Raw genomic sequence first — 16889 nt, forward strand, 5'->3', positions numbered from 1 at the left:
TTTTTTTATTAATTTATTCTTCACAAGCTTTCCAGACTGCATCGTTCTGCGGAACTGGCGCTATGATTTGTATATTCTCTTTTGTTACGGGATGAATAAATTCCAATTTCCTGGCGTGAAGAGAAATTCCTCCATCAGAATTGGAACGAGGCGCACCATATTTTAGATCACCTTTGATTGGAACTCCGATTTTGGAAAGCTGAGCACGGATCTGATGATGTCTTCCTGTTTCCAAATCGACTTCCAATAGATGATAATTGTCTAAGGTCTTGATCAAATTGTAGGTAAGTATCGATTCTTTGGCGCCTGCAGTCGGCTTGGTATAAACGATTGCTTTATTATTTTTCTCGTTTTTCTGGAGATAATGAATCAATCTCTGCGAACTCGGAATCATCTCTTTTCCGACAATCGCCCAATACGTTTTTTTAACTTCACGATTCTTTACCATCTGAGTCAATCGGGAAAGCGCTTTGGAGGTTTTGGCATAAATTACCAAACCTGAAGTTGGTCTATCAATCCTGTGAACCAAGCCAAGGAAAACATTGCCCGGTTTTTCATCTCTTTTTTTGATGAAATCTTTAATCAGCTCCAGCAAAGACAAATCACCGGTTTTATCACCCTGAACGAGTTGTCCGGCTTTTTTGTTGATGATCATCATATGATTGTCTTCGTAAACGATTTGAGAAGATTCCATTAGTTGCTATACTTTGTTAAAAAATAAATGGTCCAGCCCATTCACTGCTTTTATCTCCACAGTTAGACTTCACATAAAAACCTTTCCAATTACAATACATATTGCTTATTGCAATAGATTTGTTAGAGGTTGTAAAAGTTTGAGCGGTTGGAGCGCTATTCACATCCTGGATCAGAGAGATTGTATAACTCTGCGGACTTCCATAAGAATCCCAGGTAAAGCCTCTTGTTGCACCTAACTCAACATTACAACTTCCTGATATGACATAGCTATTCAGATTAAATGGCTTTGGACAAGAAGTTCCTGTTGTATAAGTGAATTTTTTGAACTGATTAGGATCGCCGTCTGAACAAAAAGTTCTGACATAAAAATCGTAAGCTGTTTCATATGGAAGGTTCTTTATTGAAATAGAAGTATTCCAGCCCTCTGTTTTTTGCCTTATTCCTGTACCTAATTGAAACCCTGCCGGTCCATATTCCACTTCATATTGATAAACACTTCCAGAAGAATATGAAAATTGCAAAATAAGCTCATTAAGATTGTATTGATAAAACTGTACAGATGTATTTCCTTTACACTGGCTTGGTTTAGTTGTAACACTAGAGAGTTTATATGGCGCACTGCTTTCTGTACTGCTACAAATTCCTGTGATATAAAAATCATAAGTAGTGGATGAAGCCAGATCACCTATCTCTGCATAAGTATTTGAAGTTGTGAAAGAAGTTCCCGAGCCTTGCGAAAACCCTGTAAGTCCATACTCTATTTTATAAGAATTGGTACCGTTTCCGGAAGAGTAATTGATTGTTATAGTAGAGCTACTAGCGCTAAAAGAAACATTGCTCACTTTTCCGCAACTGCTTCCCTGTTCATCTGTATGTTCTTCTCTTGAACATCCTAACAGACATACAATTAATAGTAAATAAAAGAAATTTGTTATTTTCATCATTGTTGTGTTTAATTGCTGTAAAAATATTATTTTTTATAATTCCAGCAATAACAACCTGTTTTTTTATCTGATATTTTTTTATTGATGTTGTTGCAGAAGCCACTTCGGGATTTCGTCCACGAGTTCTGCAGAAAGGATATTGTTGTGGTATTTGTCTTTATATTCCCAAAGAAAAACTTGGCCCTTAGACTTCATTTCATCAAAAAATTTGAAATTGCTTTGAGGAAAATTATCCGTATCCAAACTTCCGTGAACAATCCAAATCGGCATTGTGAGAAGTTTATTCATTTTATCAAATTGAGAAATTCCGGAAACATTAATTGCAGCTGCAAACAAATCCGGTCTTTTGGAAATTGCATTAGAAGTTGTCGCGCCTCCCATAGAAAATCCCATCACGTAGATTCTGTCGCGGTCAATATTTTCATTAATAACTAAAGAATCAATGGACTTCAATACTAAATCCAAATGCTCATTAGACTCAGAAACTTTGACATTTCTGCTCTCATCGAGATGATAATTGGAGGAACGAATTGGGAATTGCGGTGCTAAAACATACACCGGATATTGTTCTCTGTTTTCGGGGAGAAGCCACATTTTGGACAAAACGCCCATTTGAGAAGTATTATTTGTACCAATTGCACCAGAACCGTGAAATACCAAAACCAATGGATATTTCTTATTTTGTTCAATTTTCTTTGGTTTTAGAAAACGATAATTCACAGCTACTTTTCCATTATCAAATTTTCCAGCTTTAAAGTCGGAATAATCCAAACTCTTGATGTATTTGATTCTGGCTAATGATTGTAACGAATCGGCTTTGTCATGAAATTCAGTCTTAGTTCCATACTTCATTTTCTGCGAAGTGCAGGAAAATAGAAAGACAACTACAGAAAGTAACAATGAAACTTTAAGCAACTTTAACATTGGCGATATTTTAAATTAAACCCTTTCAGAATTAAAATTGACATACGTCGAATCTACTATTTCTGAAAGGGTAAATTTTATTTTGAATTAATTTTAATAACTCTCCTTATCATTTGGGAAATCAGAACTTTTCACATCTTTTACATACTGAGAAACTGCACCTGTAATTTCTGAATAAAGGTCAAGATATCTTCTCAAGAATTTCGGAGAAAAACCTTGATTCATCCCAACCATATCGTGATAAACCAAAACCTGTCCGTCACAATCCGGGCCTGCTCCAATTCCAATTGTTGGAATAGAAATACTTTCCGAAGCTTTTTTAGCAAGCGCTGCCGGAATTTTTTCCAAAACAACCGCAAAACATCCTAATTCTTCCAACAATTTGCAGTCAGAAATCAATTTCTCCGCTTCCGCATCTTCTTTGGCTCTTACTTTATAAGTTCCAAATTGGTAAATACTTTGAGGAGTCAACCCAAGATGTCCGCAAACAGGAATTCCTGCATTCACTATTTTTCTGATGGAATCTTCAATCTCTTTTCCACCTTCGATTTTCACAGCGTGAGCACCACCTTCTTTCATCATTCTCACAGCCGATTCTAAAGCTTTCTCAGGATTACTTTGATAAGTTCCAAACGGTAAATCTGCTACAACCAAAGCTCTTTCAACACCACGAACAACACATTGCGTATGATAAATCATTTGGTCAAGTGTAATCGGTAAAGTCGTCTCGTGACCAGCCATTACATTCGCCGCAGAATCTCCAATTAGTATAGAATCCACACCGCCTGCGTCCACCATTTTTGCTGTTGTAAAATCATAAGCCGTCAGCATTGTAATCTTCTCCTTATCGAATTTCATTTTTCGTAAGGTTTCAGTCGTGATTTTTTTAATTTCAGAATGTACAGACATAGGAATTATTAATGATAAATTATAAGTTATAAATGATTTAAAATAAGAATGATAAATGTACGATGAATTGAAAATCAATTATCATTTTATCGATTATCACTTATATAACCACGTGACCAAGCTTGATTAACTTTTCTCTGTTTAGGATTTTGATGTTTCTTCCTTCAACAACAATCAAATCATCTTGTTTGAATTCCGAAATCAATCGGATAGCACTTTCTGTTGCAGTTCCAATCAGATTGGCAATTTCTTCTCTGGTCAAAGAGATTTTGATAAAACCTTCCGGGTCAGTTCCCAGCTTTTGTTCCAGCAAAACTAGAATTTCTGCCAATCTTTCTCTTACCGTTTTTTGTGCAAGGAAGGTTACAGTGTTTGCAGATTCGCCCAATTCATAAGCAATTTTTTGAAGCATTGCGTAAGATAGTTTTGGGTCAACTTCTAATAATTTCAAGAAAATATCAGATGGTAAAAACTGAACTTTCATTGGTGTCATTGCTTCTGCTTTGGCCTGGAAATTTTCTCCGCAAAGCAAAGAACGGTAACCTATCAAATCATTTTCTTTGCAGAATCTCAGAATCTGGTCTTTACCATAAACACCTGATTTCGATAATTTTGCAGTTCCTTTTTCGATAAAATAGACACCTTTCGGCGACTCGCCATCGTCGAAAACGACATCACCTTTTGAGAATTCCAGAACTTTGAGTGCATTGCTGTAAACTTCAAAATCTTCGGGATTAAGACTTTCGCGCAAAGATTCTTTGTTAAATGCTTTTGAGAAATTTTCTTCTATAACCAATTGTTGTTCAAGAGACATACCTATGACATTTGTCAGCAAAAATAAGACTTTTTAACACTACATACCAAGATTTTTGACGTAATTTTGCAATCCAAATATCTGAGTATTTTTTAATGGCAGAACAATGCTTTCACTGTGGTCAGAAAATCGACAAAGAAAGACTTCTTTTCGATGAAAAAATCTTTTGCTGCAACGGTTGTCAATCGGTTTATGAAATTCTGAATTTTCACAACCTTGACAATTTTTACAATATCAATAAAAATTCCGGAATCAGACCGAGCAACGAGAACAACGCTCAGTTCGATTATCTGGATACACCCGAAATTTTCACAAAAGTTGTCGATTTTTCAGAAGGCGGAACAACGCTTGTGACTTTCAAAATCCCTGTTATCCATTGTTCTTCTTGTATTTGGCTATTGGAAAGTCTTCACACCATCAATAATAAAATCAAATATTCTCAGGTTAATTTCACAAGGAAAACAGTTCAGATCTCTTTCAAAGAAGACGAAATAAAACTGAGTGAAGTTGCAAAATTCCTGACCAATCTTGGTTACAAACCAGTGATTAATCTGGAAACAGCAGAAAAAAAGCAGGACAAACTTGACAAAAGCCTATTAATCAAATTAGCTGTTGCCGGTTTTGCTTTCGGAAATGGGATGTTTTTCAGCTTTCCAGAATATGTTTCTGGAGACGACGTTTGGTTTCATTCATTCAAACATTTATTCAGAATCATTTTATTCCTGCTGGCAACTGCAGTTGTATTTTACTCTGCTTCGGATTATTACAAATCAGCCTGGTATGGTTTGAAAAACAAAATCATCAACATCGATGTTCCAATTGTTCTGGGAATTTTTGTGCTTTATGGAAGAAGTATTTACGAAGCTGTAACAGATTATGGCCCAGGTTATTTCGATACACTTTGCGGATTACTGTTCTTTATGTTGCTTGGAAAAACCTTTCAAAAAAGAACTTACAATTCATTATCCTACGACAGAGATTACAAATCTTTCTATCCGATTGCCGTTACCAAAGTCGATTTTGACGGAAAACAGGAAAATATTTTGTTATCCGAATTGGCTGTTGGCGACAGGATTATGGTTAGAAATCAGGAAATCATTCCTGTAGATTCTATTTTGATCAAAGGTGAAGGTAACATAGATAACAGTTTTATCACTGGAGAATCTGCTCATATTTCTAAAAAACCTGGTGACAAAATTTTTGCCGGCGGGAAACAATCAGGTTCGGTTTTAGAATTGGAAGTCATCAAAAGTGTTGACCAAAGTTACTTAACACAGCTTTGGAATAAAGAAGCGTTCAAAAAGTTCGAAACTGGTCTTGATACAATGACCAATACGATTAGTAAATATTTCACATTCATCATTTTAGGAATCACTTTAGTTGCAGGAATCTATTGGTCAACTATTGATTTTGAAAAAATGTTCCAAGTGGTTTCTGCGATTCTGATTGTTGCCTGTCCTTGCGCTTTAGCTCTGTCCGCACCGTTTACTTTTGGTCACATTATGAGAATTTTGGGTCGAAATAAATTCTATGTTAAAGACACCTTGACTATCGAGAGACTGGCAAAAGTTGACACATTAGTTTTTGATAAAACAGGAACTATTACTGAGAATAAAAAGACGAATATCAAATTCATCGGAACAGAAATCGGGGAATTTGATTTGAGAAATATTAAGTCTTTGCTTAAAAATTCCAATCATCCACTTTCAAAATCGCTTTATGATTTCATTGATGTAAATGATGATTATTTTGAAATTGAAGATTTTGAGGAAATCTCAGGTAAAGGTTATCAGGGAAAAGTAAGAGGAATTACTTATAAAATTGGTTCAGCTAATTTCACTGGGCAAGAATCTCAAAATATGGAAACGGCGGTTTACATTAGCAAAAATGGAGAATTCATCGGTAAATTTATTTTTAAAAATGAATATCGAAATAATCTGGCTCAACTTTTCCATAATTTAAAAAATTACGGAATCAATATTTTGAGTGGCGACAACTCTTCTGAAAAACCAATTTTGGAAAAACTGATTCCATCAATTTCTGAAATGAAATTCAATCAAAATCCTGAAAACAAACTGGATTTCATCAAAAAACTTCAGGACGATGGTAAAAAAGTGGCAATGCTTGGCGACGGATTGAATGACGCTGGTGCTTTAAAACAAAGTAATGTCGGAATCGCTATTGCAGACGACAGCAACTCTTTCACACCATCATCCGACGTGATTATGAACGGCGAAAAAATCCCTGAATTGGATAAATTTCTAAAACTTTCCAAAGATGCTATCAAAATTGTAAAATTCACATTCATAATTAGTTTGTGTTACAATGTTGTTGGAGTCGGGTTTGCAGTTTCAGGACATATGCATCCACTTTTTGCTGCTATTTTTATGCCTTTAAGTTCTGTAACTGTGGTTACTTTCACAACACTTTCCACTTGGCTCAGAAGTTCTAAATATTTCAAGATAAACATTTAGAACGCCTTTATTTAGAGTGATTATAAATTATCCATATTTCGGCCATTCTGACCAAAGTCAGTAATTTTCACTAAATTTGACGACTGTTTTATCTTAAATTTGCGAGCAGATATGGAGATTCTCTATTTAATGATTATTTGCAGCGTTTCTTTAGCTGCTATCTTCTTGGTTATCTTTATAATTGGAGCAAAAAAAGGACAGTTTGAAGATGATGAATCGCCTGCCGTTAGAATTTTATTTGACGATGAGGTGAAGACAGATAAGGAGACGGAAACTCCTAAAAATGAAAATGAATAATTGCTATTTGTAGATATGGAAACACAAAAATTTAGTTATGACAACGGGATTGTTCGCGCCTTTCTTATTGCGACAGTCGTTTTCGGTTTAGTAGGTTTTTTATTGGGACTTACGGCTGCGTTGTTACTATTTTATCCTGAATTACCGGAATTTTTCCTGGGAACAGACGACCCAACAATCAGAACGCTTAGAAGTGAAGGATTGCAGGGATTGGTTCATTCTCAGGGTGCCTTTGGATTTGGTCGTATTAGAATGATGCACACCAGTATGGTGATTTTCGCATTTGTGGGGAACAGCTTTTTCTCAGGATTCTACTACTCTATCCAAAGACTATTAAAAACAAGAATGTGGAGTGATACGCTGTCTTGGATGCATTTCTGGGGATGGCAATTGATGTTGGTGACAACAATTATCACATTCTTTATGGGTCTTAACACCTCCAAAGAATACGCAGAACACGAATGGCCGATTGATCTTTTGATTTTGGTTGTTTGGCTTATTTTCGGAATCAATATGTTCGCAACAGTTGCGATTAGAAGAGTAAGACATTTGTATGTTGCGATTTGGTTCTACATCGGAACTTGGGTTGCAGTAGCAATGCTTCACATCTTCAACAACTTAGAAGTTCCATTATCTTTCTCGACTTGGAAATCATACTCAGCTTATGCAGGTGTTAAAGATGCCTTGGTACAATGGTGGTATGGTCACAATGCGGTTGCATTCTTCCTGACAACCCCTGTTCTTGGGATGATGTATTACTTCGTACCAAAAGCAGCTGACAGACCAGTTTTCTCATACAAATTATCCATTATCCACTTCTGGTCATTAATCTTCGTATATATCTGGGCTGGTCCACACCACTTACAATATACTTCTCTACCAGCTTGGGCTCAGGCAGTAGGAACAGGTTTCTCCATTATGTTGATTGCACCATCTTGGGGAGGAATGTTGAACGGACTTCTTACACTAAGAGGAGCTTGGGATAAAGTAAGAGAAAATCCGGTTCTTAAATTCTTTGTTGTGGCTGTAACTTGTTACGGTATGGCAACTTTCGAAGGTCCACTTTTGGCAACAAAAACAGTAAACAAAGTTGGTCACTTTACAGACTGGGTTATTGGTCACGTTCACTTAGGAGCATTGGGATGGAACGGATTTATGGCATTTGGTGTTATTTATTATTTAGTTCCAATTCTGTGGAGAACCAAATTGTGGTCTGTAAAATTAGCTAACTGGCATTTCTGGTTAGGAACTTTCGGGATTATTTTCTACGCCGTTCCATTGTATATCTCAGGATTTACACAAGGTTTGATGTGGAAGCAATTCAATCCAGACGGAACTTTGGTTTACAAAAACTGGTTGGATACTGTAACAGCAATCCTTCCATACTTCAAAATGAGATTTGTTGGAGGTTTCTTATATTTCTCCGGAGCCATTCTTATGGTTGTAAACTTAATTGCAACAGCTAGAAAAGGTTCTTTCCAAAAAGATGTTTCTGCAGAAGCACCAGCTTTGGCAAACGTGAAAAAAGGAAGAAAAGAAGGCGAAACATTCCACCTTTGGTTAGAAAGAACACCACTTTATTTATCAATATTATCTTTCATTGTATTAGCAATTGGAGGTTCTTTGGAAATCCTTCCTACTATTTTTGTAAAAGATAACGTCCCTACAATTTCTGCGGTTAAGCCTTATTCTCCGCTGGAATTAGAAGGTAGAGATATCTATATCAGAGAAGGTTGTAATGCTTGTCACTCTCAAATGATTCGTCCTTTCCGTGATGAAGTTGTAAGATTCAACGGAAAGAATGGACAATACTCTAAAGCTGGGGAATTCATCTATGACAGACCATTCCTTTGGGGTTCTAAAAGAACAGGTCCGGATTTGCAAAGAGAAGGTGGCGCAAGACCAGATTCTTGGCACTTTAAGCATATGTACAACCCAAGGTCTACATCTGCAGGTTCTATCATGCCTAGATATCCTTGGTTGATTGAAAATACGCTTGACAGAAGCAAATCTAAAGCTAAATTGGAATTGATGAAAAATACTTTCGATGTTCCTTATACAAAAGCTCAAATCGACACAATGGATTCTTGGATGAACAACCAAGCCAGTGCAATTGTGAAGAATGTCTTCTCAGAAGCTGCCGATGTTAAAAAATCTTTTGCTGAAGCTAAAGATGCTAAAACAAAAGCTGGCGAGCAATTTGTACCACTTGAGAAGAGAGAAATCGTAGCATTGATATCTTATCTGCAAAGATTAGGAACGGATATCAAAACAACTGAAGTAAAAACGGCTAGTAATTAAAATTTAAAACAAAATGATTCCGCAAAGTTTTAAAGACATCGTCTCCAATGTGGAAAACGCTGGTTTTTTCCAAACTTTAGCAATGATAATCTTCATCTTGTTCTTTGTAGTTGTGGTTTATATTGTAATCAACAGACCAAAGAAATATTATAGCGAAGAAGAAAATGCACCTTTGGAAAAAGACCACGACGATGACAAATTTACTTTGTAACTCTATTAAAGATAATTAACTATGAAAAGAAGAACACCTGTTTATATTAATATTCTAATTGTTTTAGGATTATTACTGGTAGTGTTTTATATGTTCTCGCAGTCATCTGACTTTTTAACGTCCAGATATTTCCTGGGAACAGCTTTAATCAGTGTTATAGTCGTATTCATTCAAACTGCAATTGGTGATTTGATTGAAAACGAAAAATTTAAAAAATTAACTGACGCTGAAAAAGCAGCTTATCTTAACGAAACCAAAGTTCCATATTTCCAATATTTGTGGAATGGCGCATTCAAAAGTCAAGGTGAGAAAGAAGAAAAAGACATTCTTATCGACCACGGATTCGATGGAATTATGGAGCTTGACAATCAGCTTCCAAAATGGTGGTTAGGTCTTTTCTATTTTGGTACAGCTTACTGTATTTTATATATCTCATCTTATTTCCTGACAGATTTTGCGCATCCATACAAAGAGTATGAGCAAGAATACAGAGAGCAAACGGCTGCAATTAGCGAATATATGGCTACAGTTACTCAGCCAACTCTGGAAACAGCTGTTTTCTCAGAAGACAATGTAGAAGCTGGAAAAGCTGTTTTCGAAACGAACTGTGTTTCTTGTCACGGTGAAGGTGGAAAAGGAGGCATTGGTCCTAACTTGACAGATAATTTCTGGATTAATCAACCTGAGAAAACTTTGTTCAAAAATGTTTTCTATATGGTAGATAACGGTAGTAAAAATAACCCAACAATGCAGGCTTGGGGTAAAAATGGTGTAGTGAATGGTTTTGAAATGCAGGCTGTAGCAGCTTATGTTTATCATATCAACCAAGAACAGGCGCCTATTACTGAAGCACAAGGTGGCGCTGCTCCTCAGGGGACAGAAGCACACTGGGAAAAATAAGCAGTAAACAACTTAACATACAAAGAGATTGTCACAAGGATATCGTTCTATTCGGAATGATATTTGGAAAATGAATTAATAATTACAATTCGTTTTTTGGACAATCTCTTTTTTTATCTAAATATTATGAGTGGGACAGAAAAAAAATACAACGAGGCTGAAAGCTGGGTGGTAGAAGCTGAGACATTCAGAGACTCTGTTGGAACAATGGATAATACCGGAAAAAGAAGATGGGTATTTCCAAGAAAACCAAAGGGTAAATATACCAATTACAGATATTTGGTTAGTATTGTATTGTTAGCAATCTATTTTGTAATTCCTTTTCTTAAAATCAATGGTAATCCGGTTCTTTTATTCAATATTATAGAACGCCAATTCTTCATTTTTGGACAGCCATTTTATCCGCAGGATTTCTTTATTCTTGCTTTAGGCGCCATTGCTTCATTAATATTCATTATTCTTTTCACAGTAGCTTTCGGAAGGATATTTTGTGGATGGATTTGTCCGCAAACCATCTTTTTGGAAATGATTTTCCGTAAAATAGAATACGCAATAGAAGGCGACAGAAATAAGCAGATAAGATTAGACAGCCAAGCTTGGGATTCTGAAAAAATATGGAAACGTTCTCTTAAATGGACAATATTCATCATCATCTCATTAGTAATAACCCACATTATGTTTATGTACATCGTAGGTTATGAAGAAGTTTTGAGAATAATGCAGGAAGGTCCATTTGCGAAACCAACCAATTTCTTGGTAATGATTATGTTCACGGCAGCTTTCTACTTTGTATTTGCTTGGTTCAGAGAGCAGGTTTGTACAATGGTTTGTCCTTATGGTAGATTGCAAGGTGTTTTGATTGATAAAGAAACCATCAACGTTTTTTACGATTATAAAAGAGGAGAAAACCGTTCCAAATGGAAAAAAGGAGAAGACAGAAGAGCGCAAGGAAAAGGCGATTGTATCGACTGTAAGCAGTGTGTTGTTGTTTGTCCAACAGGAATCGACATCCGTGATGGTTTACAAATGGAATGCGTGAATTGTACAGCCTGTATCGATGCCTGCGATGAAGTAATGGTAAAGGTGGGTCTTCCACCAGGATTGATTCGTTATGCTTCCGAAAAGGAAATTGAAGAACAACAACAGTTTAAGTTCTCCGGCAAAATGAAAATCTACTCTGTCATATTAGCTTTGTTAGTCGGATTCCTTGGATTCTTGCTTTACAACAGAGGACAAATGGAAGCTAAATTCCTGAAACCTCCAGGCTCAACATTCTTTGTAAGAGACGGAAAAATTACTAATACATATAATTATACTTTCCTCAATAAATCGAACGAAACAAAAACTGTTATCATCAAGATTATCGAACCAAAAAATGGTGAAATATCTTCAGGTACAACCAATAAAATTGTTTTGAAGAGAGATGCGATGATAAAAGGAACCATCAATGTAAGTTTCCCAGAAAGTCAAATCAAATTGTCTAAACAAAATCTCGAATTGGGCGTGTATGATATGAACGGAGAATTATTGGATTCTTACAACACTTACTTTGAAGGGCCATTCAAATTTCAATTTTAAACCTAATTAGAGTATGAAAAAATTACATTGGGGACACGGTTTGGCGATAGCTTTAGGATGTTTTATACTGTTCATCTTGTTTTTGATTTTCATCTTCCCGATGGGGAAACAGAATGCAGAAATGATTTCCAATAATTATTATGAAGAAGAATTGCAATATCAGGATATTATTGATGCAAAGAAAAACGCAGCTCAACTAAAAGAACAACCAGTTTATAAAGCAACCAATGAAGGAATGATGATTTCTTTTCCGGAGAGCATCAAAGTGGATGGTGATAAAGTTAATTTTGTATTATTCAGAACCGAGGATTCTAATCTGGACGTGAAAAAAGAAGTCGGTTTACAGCACAATGTTTTCCTGATTCCTAAAAAAGTATTATCCGCAGGTTCATATACCTTGAAACTGAAATGGACAGAAAATAAAAAATCATATCAGATAGATTACGATATTCTATGGAAATGACCTTCATCATATCAGCGATTGGATTAGGCTTTGCTTCCGGCTTCCATTGTATTGGGATGTGCGGTCCTATCGCTTTATCTATGGGTCTTACCAAAAATCAGAAAGCTAATTTCTACTTACAAAACATCACTTATCAGTTCGGCAGAATTCTGACTTACTCTTTTCTGGGAGCAGTTCTTGGAATCATTGGTCAAAGCTTTGAGTTGGCCGGTTTTCAAAAATACTTAACAGTTTCAGTCGGAGTTTTATTAATTATAATGGCGATTTCTTCTTTTGGAGGAAAAGACTTTGCTGCCAAAATTCCTTTTGTTTCAAAAGCTTTGTTGAGAGTTAAAATGCAATTAGGAAAAATCCTCCAACGACCAGATTACAAATCCCGTTTCGCCACAGGAATCTTGAACGGATTCTTACCTTGCGGTATGGTTTATATGGCATTAACCGCTTCCTTAGCAGCAGGCGGAATTTGGCAAAGTTCAGTTTTTATGCTATTGTTCGGGTTGGGAACATTTCCGTTTATGTTTGCTGTAGTTTTCTTGGGAAACTTCATCACAACTACCTTTAGAGTAAAAATATTAAGAGTCATTCCTGTGATGATGATTGTCTTAGGCGGATTATTTGTTTTGAGAGGTTTGGAGTTAGGAATTCCTTACGTTTCTCCACATTCCGAAGCTTTGCACGTTCAGCATTCTAAACAAGGTTTTCATCTGGACCATACGAATTGCCATTAGTAATTTTAAATCGATAACTTAAAATCAATGAAAATCAAAACTATCATCCGGAAAGCAGTCCTCATTTTCTGCGGCTTATTTTTGCTTCACTCCTGCTCTATTTCTACAACCAATCATTATCACGCTGACAAAAAAATGAGTTTTGCCACAGATATTGATATGTCTCAGGCTTTGGAAATGATGAAGTCTTTTATGCCGGATTCTCTTAATCAAGGTGCTGATTTTATGAAAATGGAAAAGTATCCTCGCGATTGGCAAAATATATACGAGATTCAGAAAATGGAAGGAAAAGTCGCGACCAATCCTGACTCCATAAAACTGATGAAAAAGATATTCTTCAAAGGTAATTTTGATGCTGATAAGTTCAAAGGTTTCTCTGTAAAATCTGACCCATTGACTAATGCTGAATTAGCTGGAGTTGGCACACTATTAGGCAAAGAAGGTTCTATGATGAACAATACAGCTTTCGATGACTGGGATGGGAAATCTTTGAAAATAGATATGTCAAAACTTCAGATGTCTCCAAGTGATTTTGAAGCACTCTTGAAAGGTGGCGAAACTGATGGACAAACCACAAAAGAAGATATCGACGGGTTCCTAAGTATGATGGATATGGATTTGAAAAACAAATTAGTCTTCGATAAGAAAATAAAATCAATCACAGGAAAACATGATTGGATTAAGAAGGTTGACAACAAAACAATCGAAGTGAATTTCAATCTTAAGGAAATGATGGATAAAAATCATCAGTTCAAAGACAAGGATAACATCATTATTATCGAAACAGAATAAATAAAAAAGTCGGCTAATGGCCGACTTTAATTTTATCTAGAAAGTAACTTCTGAACTTTCTTTTCCTTTCTGGAAATTGAGCGTTTTCAGAGCGCCTTTGTAAGTAATATTCATAATATTAACTTGCTTTGGAAACTGTCCAATCAGGATGCTGTTTTTGATCTTCAAACTGGAAATATCTGAGACATTGGCAACTTCATAATACACCCAAACAGATTCACCATTCACCTGGCTTCCTGTGAAAGTCAAGGTTTTTGCAGCGCCATTAACAGCAACATCTACATTGTTGTTAACATATTTTTTAACCTCTGCTTCAAAACCCGCAGTTGCCGGATCAATCTTTACAGCTTGCGAAATATGGTTCGTATTCAATTTAGTTGTAAATTTCAACGTTTTGCTTCCATCAATATAATCCACTTTGGTCATTGAGGAGAAGAAGTCAAAATCTTTAAAACTGAAAAAACTGATTAACAAAATTCCCAGAGATAATATAAATATTGATTTTTTCATTTTTGTAATGTTTTAACAAATTTAATATAATATTTGGTCAAATTATATGCCACAGATTAGAAATTCACACTTACAGAATATTTGTCATAGAAAGCTTTGATGTGCGCCACCGCATCTTCGGCCGTATCCACAACACGGAAAAGCGAAAGGTCTTGCTCGGCAATCAAGCCTTCTTTCAGCAAAGTTCCTTTGAACCAATCCAATAATCCGCTCCAGAACTCACTTCCCACCAAAACAATTGGGAACTTTCCGATTTTGTTGGTTTGAATTAAGGTCAAGGCTTCTGACAACTCATCCAATGTTCCGAAGCCTCCTGGCATTACTACAAAACCCTGAGAATATTTCACAAACATTACTTTTCTAACGAAAAAATAATCAAAATTGATATTATAACCTTTGTCAACATAAGGGTTAAAGTGTTGTTCGAAAGGCAGTTCGATATTCAAACCTATCGATTTCCCGTGTCCGCTTGCACCTCTGTTACCAGCTTCCATTATTCCTGGTCCACCGCCAGTAATTACTCCGAAACCGATTTCCGTGATTTTCTGCGCAATATCAGAAGCCATTTTATAATAATAGCTGTCTTCTTTTAATCTTGCAGAACCAAAAATGGAAACACACGGCCCAATTCTCGCCATCTTTTCGTAACCATCTACAAATTCAGACATTACCCGGAAAACCATCCAGCTGTCTTTTGTAATCGTCTCGTCCCAGGTTTTTTGTCTCAGACTCTCCTGTAATCTTTTATCTTCGTCTTGTTGTGTCATTTGAATAGTCTTTCTGCTTCAGTAACTGATTCTGGTTTTCCAACATCGATTAGGTTTGCGGTGTGTTGGTAACCGATGATGATATCTTCTTTCATCAGATCCATATATTCATCCATAATAGAGAATTTTCCGGTTCTGGTCATCTTCTCAAATATCTCAGAATTCACACAATGAACACCACTGAAAGCCAATTCTCTTAATTTGAAAATACCGCCAACTACAGTTTTTTTATTTGTAGTCAAATTTTTCCAGCCTTTAAGATACATTTTATCATTGAACATCAGTTTTCTGGAACTGTCTCTGTCAGAAACCGCCAAAGTAATCATTCCTCCTTTGATTTCGTGAAGCTTGATAAAGTTTGTGATATTAAGGTCAGTCAGGATATCAACATTCATTATCAGGAATGTCTTTTCGTTTTCCAAAAATTGTTTGGCGAACAAAAGTCCACCGCCCGTTTCCAGAAGTTCTTCTGACTCGTTGGAGATTTCGATATTAGCGCCGAAGTTATCATTCTCAGCTAAAAATGCCAGAATCTGTCCTCCAAAATGATGGATATTAATGACAAAATCATTAATCCCGTAACTCTGGAGATATTTTATATTTCTTTCTAAAAGCGCAACACCGTTAACTTGCGCCAAAGCTTTCGGATGGTTGTCTGTGAAAGGTTTTAGTCGGGTCCCCATTCCCGCAGCAAATAGTAATGCTTTCATACTTGTAAATGATAATTAATAAATGATGGATGATAAATCTTAAAATTAATTATCACTTATCGATGACAGATTGAGGTGTAATTGCTCGTCGTGGTGGATTTTAACTTCTGCTTCAGGATATTTCTCCTTGATGAATTCCGAAGTTTTAATAGCAGAATAAACCGAACGATGTTGCCCGCCGGTGCAACCAAAATTAATTTGCAGATTCTCAAAACCTCTATCCAGATAATTCTCTATAGTGATGGAAAGAAGACTATGAACTGATTTTAAAAACTGAGGCATTTCTGTTTTTTGCTCCAAAAACTCCTGCACACCAATATCATTACCTGTTTGTGATTTATATTCTTCTATTCTTCCTGGATTCAGGATTCCTCTACAATCGAAAACGAAACCACCGCCGTTTCCCGAATCATCTTTAGGAATTCCTTTCTTTTTATAAGAAAAACTGTGAATATCAATAACCAATTTGTTCTGCATTAACTTTAATTTTCCGTAAAGTTACCCTTTTTAATTTTCTTTGAAAAAATTTGATTGATTTAAGTCTTATTTTGAATTAAAATTAGAATAAAACCAAAGTGAAAATTTTTCACTTGGCTTTGTTCGTCCTTTGTATATCCTATGTTCGTCCTTCGTTCGTCCTAAGCATATCGGATAATAATTAACTAAAATTTATTTTTTAAAGAAATATTTAAACACGATTTACCTTTATTGTTTGTTTTATTCTAATTTTCATTCTTGATATTTTATTAAAACTTAAACCTGGAAAAAATCAAATCAAATAGAGATTTTATGGATTTTAAATTTAATTTTGCATATTAATTGATATAAAGGTTTGCGAATCAAACATATTCCTTACTTTTAAAAATAAATC

At 35.7% G+C, this 16889-nt stretch carries 18 protein-coding genes; 9 read left to right on the forward strand and 9 right to left on the reverse strand.

From position 1 onward, the window contains the following. Window positions 1-13: 13 nt before the first annotated feature. The 5 genes from KI430_RS10890 to KI430_RS10910 all read right to left on the reverse strand — a co-directional run bounded on the left by KI430_RS10890 (window position 14) and on the right by KI430_RS10910 (window position 4287). A complete protein-coding gene (locus KI430_RS10890; protein ID WP_248874709.1) occupies window positions 14-694 on the reverse strand; it encodes an RluA family pseudouridine synthase in 681 nt (226 codons plus the stop codon). 16 nt (window positions 695-710) lie between these two features. Beyond that, on the reverse strand, window positions 711-1640 hold the full coding sequence (locus KI430_RS10895; RefSeq protein WP_248874711.1) for a hypothetical protein: 930 nt from the start codon (window positions 1638-1640) through the stop codon (window positions 711-713). A gap of 78 nt (window positions 1641-1718) precedes the next feature. Next, a complete protein-coding gene (locus KI430_RS10900) occupies window positions 1719-2564 on the reverse strand; it encodes an alpha/beta fold hydrolase (RefSeq protein WP_248874713.1) in 846 nt (281 codons plus the stop codon). A 93-nt stretch (window positions 2565-2657) separates the two neighbouring features. Continuing rightward, complete coding sequence (panB, locus tag KI430_RS10905) at window positions 2658-3473, reverse strand: 3-methyl-2-oxobutanoate hydroxymethyltransferase (protein ID WP_248874715.1); 816 nt, start codon at window positions 3471-3473, stop codon at window positions 2658-2660. 100 nt (window positions 3474-3573) lie between these two features. Next, entirely contained in the window at window positions 3574-4287 is a 714-nt protein-coding gene (locus tag KI430_RS10910; RefSeq protein WP_248874717.1) for a Crp/Fnr family transcriptional regulator, read from the reverse strand. 95 nt (window positions 4288-4382) lie between these two features. Between KI430_RS10910 and KI430_RS10915 the strand changes: the two genes are divergently transcribed. The 9 genes from KI430_RS10915 (at window position 4383) to KI430_RS10955 (ending at window position 14031) form a co-directional block, all read left to right on the forward strand. Beyond that, a complete protein-coding gene (locus tag KI430_RS10915; protein WP_248874719.1) occupies window positions 4383-6761 on the forward strand; it encodes a heavy metal translocating P-type ATPase in 2379 nt (792 codons plus the stop codon). Window positions 6762-6872: 111 nt separating this feature from the next. After that, a complete protein-coding gene (gene ccoS, locus KI430_RS10920; RefSeq protein WP_074236302.1) occupies window positions 6873-7058 on the forward strand; it encodes a cbb3-type cytochrome oxidase assembly protein CcoS in 186 nt (61 codons plus the stop codon). 15 nt (window positions 7059-7073) lie between these two features. After that, window positions 7074-9359: a cytochrome-c oxidase, cbb3-type subunit I gene (ccoN, locus tag KI430_RS10925; RefSeq protein ID WP_248874721.1), complete on the forward strand. Its 2286-nt coding sequence runs from the start codon at window positions 7074-7076 to the stop codon at window positions 9357-9359. A 13-nt stretch (window positions 9360-9372) separates the two neighbouring features. Next, entirely contained in the window at window positions 9373-9570 is a 198-nt protein-coding gene (locus tag KI430_RS10930) for a hypothetical protein (RefSeq protein ID WP_027383357.1), read from the forward strand. Between the two features lie 21 nt (window positions 9571-9591). Then, the gene (locus KI430_RS10935; RefSeq protein ID WP_248874723.1) at window positions 9592-10470 is read left to right on the forward strand and encodes a cbb3-type cytochrome c oxidase N-terminal domain-containing protein; all 879 of its coding nucleotides are present in this window, start codon (window positions 9592-9594) and stop codon (window positions 10468-10470) included. Between the two features lie 126 nt (window positions 10471-10596). Then, entirely contained in the window at window positions 10597-12048 is a 1452-nt protein-coding gene (gene ccoG, locus KI430_RS10940) for a cytochrome c oxidase accessory protein CcoG (protein ID WP_248874725.1), read from the forward strand. A gap of 13 nt (window positions 12049-12061) precedes the next feature. Further along, window positions 12062-12511 carry a FixH family protein gene (locus KI430_RS10945; protein ID WP_248874727.1) on the forward strand — a complete coding sequence of 150 codons (450 nt, stop codon included), beginning with the start codon at window positions 12062-12064 and terminating at the stop codon, window positions 12509-12511. After that, entirely contained in the window at window positions 12502-13239 is a 738-nt protein-coding gene (locus KI430_RS10950) for a sulfite exporter TauE/SafE family protein (RefSeq protein ID WP_248874729.1), read from the forward strand. The genes KI430_RS10945 and KI430_RS10950 overlap by 10 nt, the downstream gene beginning before the upstream one ends. Before the next feature lie 27 nt (window positions 13240-13266). Further along, window positions 13267-14031 (forward strand): hypothetical protein, encoded by a 765-nt coding sequence (locus KI430_RS10955; protein ID WP_248874730.1) that lies wholly within the window; start codon window positions 13267-13269, stop codon window positions 14029-14031. Between the two features lie 36 nt (window positions 14032-14067). Here KI430_RS10955 and KI430_RS10960 read toward each other — a convergent pair whose 3' ends face one another. The 4 genes from KI430_RS10960 to KI430_RS10975 are packed head-to-tail and all read right to left on the reverse strand — an operon-like array spanning window position 14068 to window position 16495. After that, window positions 14068-14541, reverse strand: a complete 474-nt coding sequence (locus KI430_RS10960) for a DUF6702 family protein (RefSeq protein ID WP_248874732.1) — start codon at window positions 14539-14541, stop codon at window positions 14068-14070. 56 nt (window positions 14542-14597) lie between these two features. Then, window positions 14598-15308 carry a TIGR00730 family Rossman fold protein gene (locus KI430_RS10965; protein ID WP_248874734.1) on the reverse strand — a complete coding sequence of 237 codons (711 nt, stop codon included), beginning with the start codon at window positions 15306-15308 and terminating at the stop codon, window positions 14598-14600. After that, window positions 15305-16018, reverse strand: coding sequence for an NDP-sugar synthase (locus KI430_RS10970; RefSeq protein ID WP_248874736.1), 714 nt, complete (start codon window positions 16016-16018; stop codon window positions 15305-15307). The genes KI430_RS10965 and KI430_RS10970 overlap by 4 nt, the downstream gene beginning before the upstream one ends. A gap of 45 nt (window positions 16019-16063) precedes the next feature. Continuing rightward, window positions 16064-16495: an RNase adapter RapZ gene (locus KI430_RS10975; RefSeq protein ID WP_248874738.1), complete on the reverse strand. Its 432-nt coding sequence runs from the start codon at window positions 16493-16495 to the stop codon at window positions 16064-16066. Window positions 16496-16889 lie beyond the last annotated feature (394 nt).

Origin of the sequence: Epilithonimonas zeae, from assembly GCF_023278365.1 — a bacterium.
In the GTDB taxonomy this organism is placed as follows: Bacteria; Bacteroidota; Bacteroidia; order Flavobacteriales; family Weeksellaceae; genus Epilithonimonas; species Epilithonimonas zeae_A.

Excerpts from the sequence above, each read along its gene's own strand:
- KI430_RS10900 (WP_248874713.1), bottom strand. The coding sequence starts at position 2,564 with ATGTTAAAGTTGCTTAAAGTTTCATTGTTACTTTCTGTAGTTGTCTTT.
- ccoN (WP_248874721.1), top strand. The coding sequence starts at position 7,074 with ATGGAAACACAAAAATTTAGTTATGACAACGGGATTGTTCGCGCCTTT.
- KI430_RS10935 (WP_248874723.1), top strand. The coding sequence starts at position 9,592 with ATGAAAAGAAGAACACCTGTTTATATTAATATTCTAATTGTTTTAGGA.
- KI430_RS10975 (WP_248874738.1), bottom strand. The coding sequence starts at position 16,495 with ATGCAGAACAAATTGGTTATTGATATTCACAGTTTTTCTTATAAAAAG.
- KI430_RS10960 (WP_248874732.1), bottom strand. The coding sequence starts at position 14,541 with ATGAAAAAATCAATATTTATATTATCTCTGGGAATTTTGTTAATCAGT.
- KI430_RS10965 (WP_248874734.1), bottom strand. The coding sequence starts at position 15,308 with ATGACACAACAAGACGAAGATAAAAGATTACAGGAGAGTCTGAGACAA.
- KI430_RS10930 (WP_027383357.1), top strand. The coding sequence starts at position 9,373 with ATGATTCCGCAAAGTTTTAAAGACATCGTCTCCAATGTGGAAAACGCT.
- ccoS (WP_074236302.1), top strand. The coding sequence starts at position 6,873 with ATGGAGATTCTCTATTTAATGATTATTTGCAGCGTTTCTTTAGCTGCT.
- KI430_RS10910 (WP_248874717.1), bottom strand. The coding sequence starts at position 4,287 with ATGTCTCTTGAACAACAATTGGTTATAGAAGAAAATTTCTCAAAAGCA.
- KI430_RS10890 (WP_248874709.1), bottom strand. The coding sequence starts at position 694 with ATGGAATCTTCTCAAATCGTTTACGAAGACAATCATATGATGATCATC.
- panB (WP_248874715.1), bottom strand. The coding sequence starts at position 3,473 with ATGTCTGTACATTCTGAAATTAAAAAAATCACGACTGAAACCTTACGA.
- KI430_RS10915 (WP_248874719.1), top strand. The coding sequence starts at position 4,383 with ATGGCAGAACAATGCTTTCACTGTGGTCAGAAAATCGACAAAGAAAGA.
- KI430_RS10970 (WP_248874736.1), bottom strand. The coding sequence starts at position 16,018 with ATGAAAGCATTACTATTTGCTGCGGGAATGGGGACCCGACTAAAACCT.
- KI430_RS10895 (WP_248874711.1), bottom strand. The coding sequence starts at position 1,640 with ATGATGAAAATAACAAATTTCTTTTATTTACTATTAATTGTATGTCTG.
- KI430_RS10950 (WP_248874729.1), top strand. The coding sequence starts at position 12,502 with ATGGAAATGACCTTCATCATATCAGCGATTGGATTAGGCTTTGCTTCC.
- KI430_RS10955 (WP_248874730.1), top strand. The coding sequence starts at position 13,267 with ATGAAAATCAAAACTATCATCCGGAAAGCAGTCCTCATTTTCTGCGGC.
- KI430_RS10945 (WP_248874727.1), top strand. The coding sequence starts at position 12,062 with ATGAAAAAATTACATTGGGGACACGGTTTGGCGATAGCTTTAGGATGT.
- ccoG (WP_248874725.1), top strand. The coding sequence starts at position 10,597 with ATGAGTGGGACAGAAAAAAAATACAACGAGGCTGAAAGCTGGGTGGTA.